Genomic DNA, 16,133 nt, shown 5'->3' on the forward strand with positions numbered 1-16,133 from the left:
CGGCGGGGCTTTTTTGATTTTTTCTTCGCTAGCGGGAGGCTGCTTAGTGGCCTACCGTGGCGTCCTTCATATCGTCCAGGATTTTAGCCAGTTCAGCTCTTTCCTTGGCACCGATGTTGTTCGTGGCCATAGAAGCATCAGCAGCTTGGCGCCATACCGACCATTCTTTCTCGGTAATCATCATGCCTTTGTGGGCCGAAAGCATGGTCATGCCAGTGTACTTCAGGGGGCCACCGGTGGCTTCGCCCATCTGGTTGATGAAGTTGTTACGCAGGCGGGCCAGGCGGGCCGGCACGTCGGCGTCGGTGAGTAGGGGCGTGTGGGTGCGCAGCATGGAGGAGTTGCTGGTGTTGGTTTCGGCGGCCACATTGGCCATCAGCACGTCAACAAATCCTTCTACGCCTTTCAGGCCGCCCATCCGGTCGTACAGCTTGGGCTCCGGCTCATTTTCCTTCGAGCCACAGGCCGTGGTGAAGAATAGGCTGCCGCTCAGGAGCAGGGCTGCGGCAAACTTGAGTCGGGGTTGGTGCATAGAGTAAGGGGTAAAAAGTAAGGGAAAAGAAAACAAGTAAGGAGTAAAGGAATAACGCGCAGGCCGGATTACCCGCGGGAGTTAATCAGAAGGTGATAAGGCAAGTCAGATGGTGACGAAGAGACGCCGCAAATTGAACGCAAACCGGATCTGGTCCAGGGTTTCCAGGTAGCTAGCGGGCACCGGACACTCGCGCCCGGTAGGAGCCATGGCCACCATCACCGGCCGATTTACCCGGAAGGTTCCGCCCACGGACAGCACCCGCTCAATTTCCTGCTCCGAGACATCGTCTTCGTGGAAAAGCACGGTAGCCATCTGGGTGTTAGCGTTGATTACGCACGCCGCTACGCCTGGCACGGCGGCTACCTGCTGCTGCGAGGTAGCCACCTGAGCGGGCGTGTGCAGGCCCTCCACCTGCAGCTGCAGCATTTTTACAGGCTGCACATACTGATGAAGATTCGGGTCTTCCCAGCTTCCCCACACCAGGAGCAGTACGAGCACCCCCAGGCCTACCTGCATAAATCGTTTACCTACCCTGGCGAGTAGTGAACTTCTAGTAGGCATGATTGATCCAGGCTAACGGAACTACTTGGTCATTACCTGGCCCCGAATTTCACCTTTGGGGTTAGCGCTGGTATGCAGGTTCACGTACACCTCGCCCTTCATTAGCAGGGCCGCGTCGGCTTCGGAGAGGGTAGTAGTGCCCGTGATGGGAGACTTAGTCACATCAGCATAGGTCACGAAGGCGTTACCGTCAACGCCGGCGGCACCGCGGTGGAAGTGGCCCATTGTGGGGGTCATGCCCTGGTACGTTATGGTATAGTTCAGCTCCCGAGTGGTCTTGTTGTAAGTGCCAGTCATGCTGCCCGTAGCCGCTGAGGTAGTGGGCGTAACCTCATTTTTGCTGTTAAGCGTAGCCATCATCTGCACGGTATCAGTAGCAGGCGCGGTAGTTTTTTCGTCTTCCTTATCGCAAGCTACCAGTACTGAGGAGCCTGACAGGAGCAGAAAGAGTGCAGTAGTTTTCAAGTTCATGAGTAAGAAGTTGAAGTGTGAATGGGAGGAAAAATTTAACTATTTGCGGAAGCCTTGCTTAGCCCGCACGGTGAAATTTCGGTTCACATTGAAGCCGAAGTAGATGTCGCCGTTAAAGAAGTCGCCGCGGGTATTAGCCACGAAGTGGTTTTCAATCATGCCCTGGGAGTTGGTCAGGTGCAGCTGAAAAACGTGGCCACCGGTTTCAATATCGAAGCCCAGGGCTAGGGCGTTCCGCGCGCCGGTTGGCTTGGTGCGTGGTACCAAGTAGAAGTACTCGGCGTTGAGGGAAGTGCGCTTAGTAAGTTTCTGCCGGCCGCCAAATCCAACGGCGTACACGTCATTCGACTGCGTATTATCCTGCACCAGATTGCGGTGAATCAGGGTGGGCATGAGTTGCAATGACAGGTTAGGGCTGAACTTCCGCGCAATCAGGGCCTGGTAGGAGAAAGTCATGCGCCGCGGCACCGTGTACCAAGTCCGGTCGTCGCGCAGCATGTTCATGGCCGAGTTGGCAAACAACGTCACGCTTACCGGCATCACTTTGCTACCCGTGGTTTGGCGAATGGCGCGGTATTTCACGAAGCCATCCAGGGTTTTCTCGATGTTGCTCCGCCCGATACCTACTTCCAACTTATCCGTAACGGCGTATTCCAGGCCTAGGCGCAGGGCGGCCTGGTCTAGCCCGAAAAAGTTATAAGCGCCACTATTGATGGTGCCAAAGCGGTGGGAAATCAGGAATACCAGCGTGCCCTGGCCCGGCGTTTCTATGGTGTGCCCGCTAATCAGGCGGGTGCTTTTAAAGGTAGCTGCTACGGGTTCGGGAGCAGTAGCTGCCGGTTTCTGGTTTTCTAGCTGCCCGAGCAGGTCGTCCTGAGCCCAGGCCGGCGCGGCCCAAGCACTTAACAGAACCACCAGGAAAGAGGCCAAGCGGCCTCGGTAGTGAGGAAAAGTTGTTTGCATAGAAAAAAGCAAAAGCGGAGTGGAACAGAGGCCCGCGCGAGCGGCGCCACCTGCACGTAGTAGTATTTATTTAACAGTGAGCTGGGAAACTGCCTCGCAGGTCAGCACCACTTTAATGCCCACAATTTTGGCAATGTTCTCGCGCACCAGCAGCGGAACTTCAATGCCGTAGTCAGCAGGAGCCACACTGAAATAGGCATTTACCAACAGGGTGCCCTTTTGCTGCTCCAGCGCGCCAGCAACCGTCAAGTGCTTGGTTACGCCATGAATCGTTAGGTCGCCCTCCACCGTTACCCGTTGCGACTGACCTTTGGCTAGGGCATCAGCATTCAGGTCCAGAATCTTGCCTTTAAAGGTTGATTTGGGCAGCCTGTCGGATTCCATGTAGTTTTCGTTGAAGTGCTCCTGCATGAGGGTGCGCTTGAACTGAAACGACTTGATGGGAATGATAAAGGCTATTTGCTGACTTTGCAGATCAACCACCGCGGCGGCCTGATCAGTATGGGCTTCAATATCCTCCAGGATGCTACTGGAAAAGAAGCTGACCACCCCTTTCTGGGTCATGTATTTGCCTTGGGCCTGGCTAGTGGTAATGCCACCAACCAACAGCATAAGGCTACAAAGAGGTAAACGCAGGTAACGGACCAGACTGTGCATCCTAGGTTAGTTGTTAGGTGCTCCAGCGTCAGCCCATTTTTGCAACAGCTCAATATCACAGTCCGACAGCTTGTTTCCACCCTGCGGCATGGGATTATAGCCAGGCAGGTGCTTCACGTTTCCCATCAGCTCGCCGGAGCGGATGTACTTCTGAATCACAGAAAAGTCCTCCAGATTCACGCTGCCCGTTACCAGCACTGCGTTGTGGCAGGTGCGGCAGTTTTTGGTAAGCAAGGGCGAGATAGATACACTGTACGAAACTACCTCCGGGGTAGTGCACGGCACCTTAGGGCCCGCAATTTCATCTGCTTTATCGTAAGCGCAACTGCCGAGAAGAAGCGTCAGCAGCGCACAAAAAATAGTAGAGAGTTTAATCATTGAATCGGGGTGCAGGGGTAGTTTAAGCTGTATATATCAGCGCGGACTTACCCAAGTAAGTGATGTAAGATGGGGAGGCTACTACTTGAATAGCCTGAGAGTCAGGAGGAAGTAAGGCTCGATGCCTAGGCTCGCTTAGGAAAGCGTAGACCTAAAACTGCTTAGCTGAGCGTAGGGCAGCATATGCTATATAGCCGCGACTACATACTAGCGAAAAAGCGTTTTGTTTCATTATTGGAAAAATAAAGTCGTTGGATAATATTGTGTTGGTAGGCAGTAACAAAGAGGCGAAAGTTATTAATTCTATGCTTACCACACAACATCAGGCTTTTACGTCGCAACAAGTGTTTTACAGCTTCATACCGGCAGCAAGTGAGACAACCCAGCAATCATCACTCATATTGGGAACTTATTTCCCATTATGCTACTCAAAACTACGCGGTTTGCCCCCCATATTTTCAATTGACCGCTGCCTTTTAGCCGAACCATATGAATTGCCCGATGAAATATGACTGTGTCACGGTCAAAACTAAAAAGTCATATTTTTACTTATTTCTACTATTATTTTAACTTTATTTATATTTTCAGTATTATCATGCTGTAATTCAGTCATTTATGTTTCTAATATAAGTGTTTTTCAGGTACTATTATACCTATTAAGGTAGCAACATAGGCAGGAAATACTCAATAAATAATCTAAATGCTACAACAAGCTCAACCGTAGCTATACTAGCGTTGAGCTCAGGTAGAAGCCTGTTTTCTCTACCTCCATCCGTGTGCCGCTAGGCGTTGCGCGGCACCGGTTCCATTCAGCCACTTGGAGGTAGCTCCCGGCCCACTCAGGTACAAGCAGCTGCCCTCCCCTACCGCGTGAATAATGGCCTTGTACTGTTCCGGGGGTAGTGCCGGGCACCCCCGGCTGTAGCCCGCCTGCCCATTTTGCGCTATGTAGTTTTGGCTGACGTAATCGGCGGCGTGCAGCACCACGTAGCGGCGCAGGGCATTATCATTCTGGTTGGCGTCAAGGCCCCGCAGCCGGCGAGAAAGCCCGTGCCGCCCTTGGTATGAATCCTGGGTGCGGTAGAAGCCCAAAGCCGTACAAGCCGACTTCATAACGTTGGAGAAACGACGGGCCCGCAGCTGGCCTGAGCCTCGGCCGTGAGCTACGTGGCTGTGGTGAAGCACGCGCCGGGCGGCCAGATCCAGAACCCACAGGCGCTGCTTGGATGAAGGCAAATCCATGTCGGCTACCGTCAGCACCCCAGCCTGGCGCACCAAGCCCTCCTGACGCAGGTTGAGGTAACCTACGCACGCCCTTTCCAGCACTTCCAGGCGCAGGTCGTGGGCTGCGGGGCCCAACTGAGCGTGCAACACCTGTACGGCACGGCGCAAGGAATCGGGCAGGTCCGGTAAAGGAGCCAAGACATTCAGCCGCATCGAATCGGATCCTACGGCCAGAACCGCCCGGGCTGAATCGATTATTGCTGGAACTTGTACTCTCGGCGCAGGAGGCAGACGCGCTGTTACGGCTTCGCCCACCGACGACTGGCAGCTTACTCCTACCCCACTCAGCATCATTGGTACTACGTAGTGCCGCAGCTGGCCCCACAGCGTAGGCGGGCCCAGGGTAGCGAGGTAAGAGAACAGCTTCTTCACAGAGACAGACGGGATAAGAAGCCGAAAAATCCGCATTTGCACCACGGCATACAAGCGAAGCGTACTGCGAATTGCTCATTTTCTTTGCGCCAACTGATTGGATTCTGGATTCAGCCTTAAAGTAGGGTTCCTTCCACGTGGGCTTGAAGCTGAGAACTGGAGTCAGCAGCGTATGCTGCTGGCTCCAGTTCTCGCCAGTGAAAAAGATAGCCGAACTCACCCAGGGTCCGGCTATCTACCCGTAGTAGCCAACTGGCCGGTCATGGGTGACCCGACTAATTGGTTTTACTATGAGTGTTTTTATAGGGGTAGTACCGCTAAAATTTGCAGCGACGGCAAACTCACAGCACTATCGAGCTTTACGGTTGTTCGGCCAAAGCAAGCCCGAATGGTTGGGTGAAGCCACTGGCACCAAGCTGAATCTGCTGGCTCTTAGGAAGCCTCCGGGGTTAGCGAGTGCTATAAGAGGCTAAAGAGTAAGTGATTTATTCATATTTCGTCAGTAAAGTAAAAGGCCAGTAAAATACAAGGCGCCTTGCACACGCTTTCTAGCGAGAGAAACAATACGCTAGCGCGTAATTCAAGCCTGAAAAGCCAGCCTCATGAGCAGTATTTTGCTGATATGTAGTGCTATTAGCATACTCAAAGCGAGTTAATACTCAGCGTAAGCAGGGGTAGTGCAGCACAGAAAAAGTATACTATTGCCTTACGCTTATAAGCTGGTCACTGGATTTGATTAGCCAGAAGCTTTTACAAGTATTTTTCTATTTATCCATGCTGGATTGGCAACGCTGGTTACGGTTATAACCGCCGCTTCCGTCCTACCCTGAGCATCATTTGACCCCAGGTGGTTTGTGGCGGAGTGGTGTGCCCTCTCACTGCCGCTGGGCCGTTGACCAGGCCCCTGCTTTCCGCGCTTTTGTTCTGTACTTTTGTGCCTTTCAGGGCGCAGGCCGGTTATAGTAGCCACCGCTCACGTACTCGCACTTTTCCGGCGCGCCGCAGCGCGCTTTTTGCTTATGGCCAAAGTTGCAATCAACCTCTCTACCGGGAGTATTCAGCAGGAAGAAATCATCGTCGGCATCGATTTGGGCACAACCAACTCTTTGGTAGCCTACATCCACCCCGATGGTCGCCACCCCGTGGCCATCAACGACCAGGGCCGCGGCACCATTGTGCCGTCGGTAGTGCACTTTCCTGGGGGCGGCGACTCACCCATTGTGGGCACCGATGCTAAAGAATACTTGCTTACGGAGCCGCAAAACACGATTTACTCCGTGAAGCGCCTACTAGGCAAGTCGTACCAGGACCTGGGGCAGCACGCCCAGGAGCTTGGCTACAAGGTTATTGATGATAACTCGGAAGGACTGGTCAAAATCCGGGTAGGCGACACGTTCTACTCCCCCATTGAGTTGTCGGCCGAGATTTTAAAGGAGTTGCGGCTGCGCGCTGAACACGCCCTTAAAACGCCGGTGAACAAGGCCGTTATCACGGTGCCGGCTTACTTCAACGATTCCCAGCGCCAGGCCACCCGCGACGCCGGCCGCTTGGCAGGGCTGGAAGTGTTGCGCATCGTGAATGAGCCCACGGCGGCAGCCCTAGCCTACGGTATCGGCCTCTCACCGGACGAGGAAAAAACCGTGGCCGTGTACGATTTGGGCGGCGGTACCTTCGACGTGAGCATCCTGCGCATCCAGCAGGGCATTTTTGAGGTGCTGAGCACCAACGGCGACACGTACCTAGGCGGCGACGACCTGGACCGCGCCATCATCAACCACTGGACTCAGCAGTATGGGCTGGCCGATGCGGTAGCCGCCAGCGGCTCGCTGCAGCAGGAGTTGCGCTTGCTTGCCGAGGCCGCCAAGCGCTACCTCAGCCAGCACGAGGACTTTGCGGTCAACTTCAACGACCTCGTGCTGCGTCTCACCAAGGCTGAATTCAACGACCTGATTCGGCCCCTGGTGGAGCGCACCATTACCTCCTGCCGCCAGGCCCTCACCGATGCCAAGCTCACGCCCCAGGCCCTGGATGCGGTGCTGCTGGTGGGCGGCTCTACCCGCGTGCCGCTGGTGTACGATGCCGTGTCGGAGTTTTTCCAGCAGCCGGCCAATAACTCGCTGAACCCCGATGAGGTAGTAGCCTTGGGCGCTGCCATTCAGGCTGATATTCTGGGTGGCAACCGTCGCGACGTGCTGCTGCTGGACGTGACCCCGCTTACGTTGGGCATTGAAACCTTGGGTGGCCTGATGGACCCCATTATCCCGCGTAATTCCAAGATTCCGACCAAAGCCGGCCGCCAGTACACTACCTCCGTGGATGGGCAGGTAAACCTGAAGATTTCGGTGTACCAAGGGGAGCGGGACCTAGTTAAGGAAAACCGCAAACTGGCTGAATTTGACTTGCGCGGTATTCCGGCCATGCCCGCCGGCTTGCCTAAGGTCGATGTTAATTTTATTCTGAATGCTGACGGCATCCTGAAAGTGGAGGCCATCGAACTGCGCTCCAACACCCGACAGGCCGTGGAAATCAAGCCGCAGTACGGCCTTACCGACGAGCAGGTAGAGCAGATGCTGATGGATTCCATGACCCACGCCCGCGAAGACATTGCCGCCCGCATGGTCATTGAGGCCCGCACCGTGGCCGAGCAAATGCTGTATCAAGTAGAGCGCTTCGTGGCTAAAAACGGACAACACCTCACTCCGGAAGAAACTACCCAAACCCACGCTGGGGTGGAGCAGTTAAAGGCCGCCCTCACGACCCAGGACAAGGACACGATTCTAAAGGCCGTGGATGAGCTCGAAGAACTTACCCGCCCCTTCGCTGAGCGGGTGATGAACATTTCCATTAGCCAAGCTATGGCTGGCAAAAAAATCGAATAAGCTGGAGCACCAATGCTCCTAGTATATCGGGGCCAACTAAGAGGCACACTATCCACTTCACCTAGCTGAGTAAGCGAAACTGCCCTGCTGGCTTTCAGTGGGGCATTTTTGTGTTGTTTGCCGTTACCTTTATCGTTGCGCGAAGTTGACTCTTCCCTGTGATTCAGTAATAGGCAGTATAAAAATTGTTTTAGCCTCGCTTAAGCAGTAGTAGATAGTACATACTCTTCCTCTCGTACATGAATCCCTACCTCATTCGCCTTGCCCAGATTAGCCAACAGCCTAGCCGCCGTATCATCGGCCTAATGTCGGGGACTTCCCTGGATGGGCTGGACGTAGCGCTCTGTCGGGTGCAGGGGCATGGGCCAGGTACTCAACTGGAGCTAGAGCAGTTTACGACGGTGCCGTATTCAAATGAGGTGCGCGAACGAATACGAGAGGTGTTTGCGCGGGAGCAGGTTAGCTTGGAGCACTTGACGCTGCTGCACCCCTGGCTGGGCCGCCTGCACGCCCACCTAGTGCTAGAATGCCTACGGGAATGGCACGTGCCCGCGAGTGAAGTGGACTTGATAGCCAGCCATGGCCAAACTATCTACCACGCTCCCCAACACCAGCACCAACGCCCCGACTTTCCGCTAAACGCCACCTTGCAGCTAGGTGACGGCGACCATGTAGCCGTGCTGACGGGCATTATCACGCTCAGCGACTTTCGGCAGAAGCATATTGCCGGTGGTGGGGAAGGTGCCCCGCTGGCAGCTTACGGAGACTACTTGCTGCTGAGCAGTGCCACTGAGGAACGGCTGTTACTAAACCTGGGCGGCATTGCAAACTTCACCTACCTGCCCCGCACTGGTCAGGATGCCAGCACAGCATTCAGCACTGATACTGGCCCCGGCAATACCCTACTCGATGCCACCGTGCGGGCCCATCGGCCAGCTCTGGCTTACGACGAGGATGGGCGCCTGGCCGCTGCTGGGCACGTGCACTTAGGTCTGCTGGCCGCGTTGCTAGAGCATCCTTTTTTCTCGGCTCCGGTACCTAAAACCACGGGCCCGGAGCTTTTCAGCCCCGCCTACTTGTACCGGGCCCAACAGCTTACTGCTACCACTGCCCTAGGCTTGGAAGACACACTGGCGACTCTCACGGAATGTAGTGCGCTGGGAGTAGCGCGCGCGGTTACGCAGGCGTTCGGAGACCGGCCAGAACTAGCGGTGTATATGAGCGGCGGCGGGGCGCATAACCCTACCTTGCGGGCTGCCTTGCAGCGGCACTTGCCGGGCTGTAGTTTAGCTACCACCCAGGCGCTGGGCATGTTGCCAGATGCCAAGGAAGCTATTCTGTTTGCGGTGCTGGCCAATGAGGCTGTAGCTGGCCAGCCCGTAAGCCTAGGGGCGGGCCGGCAGCGGGTACCGGCCGTTAGTATGGGGAAGATTTCGCTACCAGGGTAACGAAAGCTCTTAGCTGCGCTAGAGCAGCACTGCACAACAGCACGCGCCCAAGAGACTACCACTGCGGTAGCAGCGGCGCTATTGGTTGGTAACGGGTTGCAAGGGTATCAGGCCGAACCCCTGCACCTGCCGGGCGGTAGAGTCGCGAAAGGTAACGTCGAGCTGGAAGTGGGGCAGGCGCCGGAGCGTATCGGCCCGGAAAGAAAAAGCCACGAAGGGCTGGGGCGTTTCGGCCCCGCGCAGCCGGTAGCCCAGCTTGTAAAGGTCAATAACCGGTCCGTAGTGCTGGCTTTGGGCAACGAAGGGCTGGGCAGCGGCTTGAAACTGTTCTACCGAGAGGCCCTGTCGGGTTTCGGGCGCCAGGCATTGGTAGGCAGTAGCCCACTCGCCCCGCACGATGGCTACCAGAAACCGGCGGGCTACCTGTATCTGCGAGGGTGGAGTCTGGCTTGATGTGGCTAGCAGCGGGCAGGCCAGCAGCAACACAAACAGCAGTGCCCGGCGCAGGACCAAGGCTATAGTCTGGTCGTTCTTCATCGCCTGACCCGTGGCAACTACCACGCCACAACTACTGTCTATTCCGGCTCCTTGGCCTGCGGAACCAGTACAAATACATCCTCGCCCGGACGCTTCATAATGTATTTCTCGCGGGCAAATTTCTCCAGCAGCTCCGGGCTGCTGAGCAGCTCGGCCCGGTCTTTCTTCACCTTATCAATTTCCCGCAGGTAGTACTCCTTGTCGTTCTGCAGCTCCTGCCACTTGGCGTACATATCGTACTGCTTCAGGAAGTCGTTGGCATCGAATAGAAACATCCAGACCAGGAAGCTCAGGCCCGCCAGAAAGTAAAAGCTGCGCAGAAAGCGCGGCACACGCTCAAGAATATCAGAGAAGCCCATAGCTCAAATATACTGAACAAACGCGGCCGGTTGTATGTCGGGCTACTGCCGCGCCTTTACTTCTACACCCAAGCAAAACGCCCACCCAACAGCACGTTGGGTGGGCGTTTTGCTTAGCTGATTAATTAACCTCAGTGCTACTCTATCACGATTCGACGGGTGGCGTGCAGGCCAGCTCCGCTCAAGCGCAACAGGTACACTCCCGGGCTTAGCGGGCGGGTATCGAAGCTAACTGGCGCTAAGGCTCCGGTCAGCGGTACGTCGCGCCGGGCTACTTCCTGGCCGATAGAGTTAATCAGCGTGGCCTGGGCAGTTTTGCCGTTTGGCGTACCGGTCAACTTAACGCGCAGCTGCGCCTCTGTTCCCACCGGGTTAGGATATACCTGGAGCGTAAAGCCCTGCAGCTGCTCGTCGGGAGTGCCCTGCACAATGGTGACGCTCAGGGGCTGAGAAACTACGTTATTGGTTTCGCTGGCCTCAGTTACAGCCGAGGCCTGGTCGGCCACGAAGAGCACGTGGTAGCTACCCGTTGCGGTGCCGGCCGGAATAAGTACCAGCGCCAAGGAAGGGGTAGCACTACCCGCTACCATGCCGCCGGCCGCTGCCGTACCCAACAGCACGTCGTTGCTGCTCAGTACATTGTCCGTTGATAAGTAGTAACCCGTCGTGCTAGCCGTAGCGGCAGCGGAGCCCTGATTAGCCAGCAGGCAGCTAATGCCCAGGTTGTTGCCGGCCACAATGCTGGCGCTTTGCAGAGCCGGCTGCAGAATGACCAAGTCGGGGCGGGCCGCGCCCACGCTCACGGCGGAACTGGTTACGTTGTTGGTTTCGTTGGTTTCCGCTACGGCATTTAGCGGGTCTACCACGTGTAGCACGTAGTACTGTCCGGTAGCGGTGCTAGCCGGAATGGTTACCGACAACCCGCGCGTGGCGCTTTGCCCACCGCTGATGGAAACACCACCGGTAGCCCCCAACGATACATCATTAGTGCTGAAAGAGTTGTCAGTGGAGAGGTAGTACCCCACGGCGCTGCTGCCGGCCACGCCGGTACCCGTGTTGTTTACTACGGTGCTCATCACAACGGTGCCGCCGGCAGTGGCCGCCGTAGGCGTTGCGGTAGGCTGCTGCGGTACCAAATCAACGGGGCCGGTAGTGCCGCCCACGCACGATATGGTAGCCTCGAAGCCATCCGAGGTGTAGCTTCCGTCGCTGAGGAAGGCAACAGTCAAGGCACCGGTGTTGTTGTTAATGGAGGGAGAGGCTACCACGGTACCGGGGTTGCTGCTGTAGTAGCCCAGCATGGGTGAGCTAGTGTTGGGGCCATCGTACACAATCAGCCGGTCGCAGCAGGTTTCCAGGTTCAGGTAGCTGAATGTGAGCTGCACCCGCCCGCCGGTAGTACCCGGGAGGATGGTCAGGGCGCCGTTGGAGTTATTGACGTAGTTACCCGTGCCCCCGTTGTCATAGATGGTTCCGCTGCAGGCAGTTATGCTATTCGTGCCGAATTGTGGTACGACTATTCCGCTGAAAGGCGCCGTGACTATGAAACTCACTGAGGCTACGTTGTTGGTTTCAATGGTTTCTGTTTCCTGGCTTAGGTGGTCGGCCACGAACAAGATGTAGTAGTTGCCCGCCGCGGTAGTTGCCGGAATAGTCAGGAAGCTGGAGCGGCCAGAGTAGTCATTAGCCGGCAGATATCCGCCCGTAGCGGAGCCCAGCAGCACATCGGTGGTGTTGAATACGGCGTCCGTCGACAGATAAAAGCCGACGCTGCTGGTGCTGGCCGCTGTGGTGCCCTGGTTAACGACGGTGGAGTAAACGTTTACTCCCGTGCCCGGCGCCCCGGTAGTCCGCGACATCGAGGTCTGGCTGACAATTAAGTCGACCCCGGCCGGCACCACGCGCAGAATAGCGGAGGCCACGTTGTTGGTTTCGTTGGTTTCTGTTTCCTGACTCAGGTAATCGGCCACGAACAGCAGGTAGTAGGTACCCACAGCCGTGTTAGCGGGCACGGTAAGTGAGCCGTACCGGTTGCTGGATGCATTGCCGCTCAGGCTGCTGCCCGGGCTGTTCCCGATCAGGACGTCACTGGCGTCGAGTACAGTGTTGCTGGACAGGTAGTAGCCAACCGTAGCATTGGTAGCTACCGCGTTGCCGGTGTTCGTTATGTAGCTGCTCACCGTGAACGTGTTGCCGGGCGCTACGTTGGAATTACCCAGGTAAGGCTGCTGTATAGTCAAGTCGATAGTAGGCACGACTACCTGCAGGGCCACGGCCCGCACGTTATTGGCTTCGTTGGTCTCCGTTACCTGGTTGAGGTAATCGGCCACGAACAGCACGTAGTAGGTGCCCGCAGCCAGCGGCGAGGGAAGCGTGAAGGCCCCGTATATCGAATATCCTTGGCTACCCCCTAATCCGGGCACCTGGTTGCTGGTCAGCGACACGTCATTAGCGCTCCACACGGCATCCGTCGACAAGTATACCCCCTGGCCCGAAGTCTGCGCCGCGGTATTGCCCTGGTTGTACACGTTGGAGCTGTAGTTGATGTAGGCGCCAGCTACTGGAGTGGTTTGGCTCAACTGGGCTTGGTTAACAACCAAATCCAGGCTGGGCGGCACCACCGTAAGGGCAACCGCCGATACGTTGTTGGTTTCGTTGCTTTCCGTAACTACGCTCTGGTAATCAGCCACGAACAGGATGTAGTAATTACCCGGCTGGGTATTGGCGGGCAGGTTCGTGGAAGAGCTCCGGTACTGAGGGTAGTTAGGGGAAAGCTGGCTACCGAAGGAAGAAGTCAACAGCTGGTCGGCAGCATCTAGGGTAGTGTTGCTGGACAAGTAAAAGCCTACGCTGCTGTTAGACGCAATAGTATTGCCCTGATTTTGAATGGTGCAGGAAAGGTTTAGCACGCTGCCAGGCGACGTGGTTGTGTTATTTATGGCTGCTTGCTGAATTAGTAGGTCCACGGAAGGCGGCAAAATATTCAGCGAAACAGCTGCTACGTTGTTGGCCTCGTTGCTCTCTGATACCGTATTTAAATGGTCGGCCGCGAAAAGCACGTAGTAGTTGCCGGGCATGATGTTGCTGGACAAGGTAGCCGAAGCCGTCCGGTAGGAGCTTTGGTTGGAAGGCAGCGGCCCACCTTGAGAACTACTCAGCAACACATCGGCCGCGTCCAGGGTAGCATCCGTGGAAAGGTAATAGCCCACCGTGCTACTCACAGCGGAAGCCGCGGCTAGGTTATACACTGAGCAGCTCAGTTGCAGGTTGCCACCAGCCACGGCTGCCAGGGGCTGCACCGCAGCGGCCTGCACTGCCAAATCGGCCTGCGGCACAGTCGTCACGCACGATACGTTGGCCGCAAAACCGCCGTACTGCCCGTAACTGTCACTGGTAAAGCGAAGCGTAAGCGAGCCGTTGCTAGTAGTAGCGTATACTGTGCCTGGGTTGTAATCGAAGATGCCAATAACGGGAGCAGCCGTGCTGGCACCATCGTAAATCGTGAGTCGGTCGTAGCTCGACTCCACCATCATGGAGGAAAATTCCAGCTTGATTTTGTTACCTGCCACGGCCGGCGTTAGGGTTACTGTGCCGTTGGCGTACGCGGAGTACACCCCGTTGGGGCCACCATCATCATATAAGGTACCACTGCAGGTAGTATAGCTGGCGGAGCCACTAGCCGGCATCAGGTAGGTTTGGGCCGAGGCCGCCAGTTGTCCCCACCAGAGCAGGAGCGCCAGCAAGCCAAGGCGCCGACCCGTTAGGCCCTGCAGAAAACGAGAATAGAGTTGCATCATAGAGTAACTAGAATGTGAAAAGCAAAGAAAGTCCGGCACCGATAGCGGAGCCACGTATTCGCAAGGCGCTTCGTAAGCAAGCTGCCCACCAAAGGGTAGGCAAGAGAAAGCAACGCAGTGAGGTCAGAAGTGGCCAACTAAACAGCATCAGCTACCCGTTAGCGTGGATAAGAGGGCGTGCTTGCCCCTGATGGTTGTACAAGAATAGTAGCGGAGGTATATGTAGAGGAGGTTTGGGCACTTCACCTGCAGCTTACTCAACTACAGATATCCGAGTAGCGCTTGGTAGCGAATAGCTTATGACAGCCAAATATAGAAGAAAGCCGCCGAATGCAAGTGCATCCGGCGGCTTTCTAAAGTACTATCTGACAGGAATCAATTACATCTTCCGGCCAGGGAAGTAGGCCGTTTCGCCCAACTCTTCCTCAATGCGCAACAGTTGGTTGTATTTCGCCATCCGGTCGGAGCGCGAGGCCGAGCCCGTTTTGATTTGGCCCGTATTCAACGCCACAGCTAGGTCAGAAATCGTGTTGTCTTCGGTTTCACCCGAACGGTGCGACATGATGCTCTTGTAGCCGTGGCGGCGGCCCAGGTTGATGGCGTCAATCGTTTCAGAAAGCGTACCAATCTGGTTTACCTTGATGAGGATGGCATTGGCAATCTTCTCATCAATACCACGCTGCAGGCGGTTTACGTTGGTCACGAACAGGTCATCGCCGACCAGTTGGGTAGTCGAGCCGATGCTGTCGGTCAGGTTTTTCCAGCCCGTCCAGTCGTCCTCATCCATGCCATCTTCAATGCTGATGATGGGGTACTTCTTGGTCCAATCGGTCCAGTACGCTACCATCTCCGAAGACGTCAGCTTGTCGCCGGTGCTTTTCTTGAAGTGGTAATGCCCGTCGGAGTAGAACTCTGAGGCGGCGGCGTCCAGAGCAATCATCACATCATCGCCGGGCTTGTAGCCAGCCGTTTCGATGGCTTGCAACACCACTTTTATGGCATCCTCGTTCGACTTAATGTTCGGTGCAAAACCACCTTCATCGCCTACGTTCGTGCTCAAGCCCTGCTTTTTCAGCACGCTTTTCAGGTGGTGGAAGATTTCAGTGCCCCAACGCAGTGCCTCCGAGAAGGAAGGAGCACCCACCGGCATAATCATAAACTCCTGGAAATCGATGCTGTTGTCGGCGTGTGAGCCTCCATTCAGGATGTTCATCATCGGGACGGGCAGCGTGGTAGCGTTTACCCCGCCTACGTACCGATACAGCGGCATGCCAGCCTCAGAAGCCGCCGCACGGGCAATAGCCAGCGAGGCGCCAAGTATAGCGTTGGCGCCCAAATTCGCCTTGTTTGGCGTACCGTCCAGCTCCAGCATAATCTTGTCAAGCAAGCCCTGCTCGAATACCGAGAAGCCGATCAGCTCTTCGGCAATTTTGCTGTTCACGTTTTCCACCGCTTGCAGCACGCCCTTGCCCATGTACTTCGACTCGTCGTTGTCGCGCAGTTCTACGGCTTCGTGCTTACCAGTCGAAGCACCCGAAGGCACAGCGGCACGGCCTACGGTACCGTTCTCGGTGGTTACATCCACCTCAACAGTCGGGTTGCCGCGAGAGTCAAAAATCTGACGAGCGTGAATTTCGGTGATAATGCTCATGAGGAAAGGGGTTGAATTAAACGAAGATCAAAGCTAGCAACAGCCTGCCTGGCCATTGCGCCGCAAGGTAAAAATTAGCCCCGACCTTTCACCCTCAGAATTTAGCCTTCCTACAAAGCTTTCAACTGAGTACTCCCCTACCCTTCCAGCTAGCAGCAAACTTCCGCTGGCCAAACCTCGATGTGCATTGATAAAGGCGGTTGACATGGTCGTCTCCTTTCACAGTACGCCCGCCAAGACC

13 protein-coding genes are annotated in these 16,133 nt (G+C 55.8%); 2 read left to right on the top strand and 11 right to left on the bottom strand.

Annotated elements, in window-relative coordinates:
* Positions 1–43 precede the first annotated feature (43 nt).
* The 7 genes from MWH26_RS14710 to MWH26_RS14740 form a co-directional block, all read right to left on the bottom strand.
* The gene (locus MWH26_RS14710; protein WP_247974884.1) at positions 44–532 is read right to left on the bottom strand and encodes a group I truncated hemoglobin; all 489 of its coding nucleotides are present in this window, start codon (positions 530–532) and stop codon (positions 44–46) included.
* A 105-nt stretch (positions 533–637) separates the two neighbouring features.
* A complete protein-coding gene (locus MWH26_RS14715; RefSeq protein WP_247974885.1) occupies positions 638–1,096 on the bottom strand; it encodes a heavy-metal-associated domain-containing protein in 459 nt (152 codons plus the stop codon).
* 21 nt (positions 1,097–1,117) lie between these two features.
* Positions 1,118–1,567, bottom strand: a complete 450-nt coding sequence (locus tag MWH26_RS14720; protein ID WP_247974886.1) for a CHRD domain-containing protein — start codon at positions 1,565–1,567, stop codon at positions 1,118–1,120.
* A gap of 39 nt (positions 1,568–1,606) precedes the next feature.
* Complete coding sequence (locus MWH26_RS14725) at positions 1,607–2,530, bottom strand: DUF5777 family beta-barrel protein (RefSeq protein WP_247974887.1); 924 nt, start codon at positions 2,528–2,530, stop codon at positions 1,607–1,609.
* Positions 2,531–2,596: 66 nt separating this feature from the next.
* On the bottom strand, positions 2,597–3,142 hold the full coding sequence (locus tag MWH26_RS14730; protein WP_244697368.1) for a YceI family protein: 546 nt from the start codon (positions 3,140–3,142) through the stop codon (positions 2,597–2,599).
* A gap of 51 nt (positions 3,143–3,193) precedes the next feature.
* Positions 3,194–3,565 (bottom strand): hypothetical protein, encoded by a 372-nt coding sequence (locus tag MWH26_RS14735; protein ID WP_244697369.1) that lies wholly within the window; start codon positions 3,563–3,565, stop codon positions 3,194–3,196.
* A gap of 762 nt (positions 3,566–4,327) precedes the next feature.
* Positions 4,328–5,221: a murein L,D-transpeptidase catalytic domain family protein gene (locus tag MWH26_RS14740; protein WP_247974888.1), complete on the bottom strand. Its 894-nt coding sequence runs from the start codon at positions 5,219–5,221 to the stop codon at positions 4,328–4,330.
* A 1,019-nt stretch (positions 5,222–6,240) separates the two neighbouring features.
* Here MWH26_RS14740 and hscA point away from each other — a divergent pair.
* Together hscA and MWH26_RS14750 are read left to right on the top strand one after the other, a co-directional pair.
* On the top strand, positions 6,241–8,100 hold the full coding sequence (gene hscA / locus MWH26_RS14745; RefSeq protein ID WP_247974889.1) for a Fe-S protein assembly chaperone HscA: 1,860 nt from the start codon (positions 6,241–6,243) through the stop codon (positions 8,098–8,100).
* A gap of 239 nt (positions 8,101–8,339) precedes the next feature.
* On the top strand, positions 8,340–9,548 hold the full coding sequence (locus tag MWH26_RS14750) for an anhydro-N-acetylmuramic acid kinase (protein ID WP_247974890.1): 1,209 nt from the start codon (positions 8,340–8,342) through the stop codon (positions 9,546–9,548).
* A 78-nt stretch (positions 9,549–9,626) separates the two neighbouring features.
* Here MWH26_RS14750 and MWH26_RS14755 read toward each other — a convergent pair whose 3' ends face one another.
* The 4 genes from MWH26_RS14755 to eno form a co-directional block, all read right to left on the bottom strand.
* The gene (locus tag MWH26_RS14755) at positions 9,627–10,085 is read right to left on the bottom strand and encodes a hypothetical protein (RefSeq protein ID WP_247974891.1); all 459 of its coding nucleotides are present in this window, start codon (positions 10,083–10,085) and stop codon (positions 9,627–9,629) included.
* 38 nt (positions 10,086–10,123) lie between these two features.
* Complete coding sequence (locus tag MWH26_RS14760) at positions 10,124–10,444, bottom strand: FtsB family cell division protein (RefSeq protein ID WP_247974892.1); 321 nt, start codon at positions 10,442–10,444, stop codon at positions 10,124–10,126.
* A gap of 137 nt (positions 10,445–10,581) precedes the next feature.
* Positions 10,582–14,241: a CARDB domain-containing protein gene (locus MWH26_RS14765; protein WP_247974893.1), complete on the bottom strand. Its 3,660-nt coding sequence runs from the start codon at positions 14,239–14,241 to the stop codon at positions 10,582–10,584.
* Between the two features lie 379 nt (positions 14,242–14,620).
* On the bottom strand, positions 14,621–15,892 hold the full coding sequence (gene eno / locus MWH26_RS14770) for a phosphopyruvate hydratase (protein WP_244697376.1): 1,272 nt from the start codon (positions 15,890–15,892) through the stop codon (positions 14,621–14,623).
* Between the last annotated feature and the right edge of the window lie 241 nt (positions 15,893–16,133).

Origin of the sequence: Hymenobacter sublimis (assembly GCF_023101345.1) — a bacterium.
Lineage (GTDB): Bacteria > Bacteroidota > Bacteroidia > Cytophagales > Hymenobacteraceae > Hymenobacter > Hymenobacter sublimis.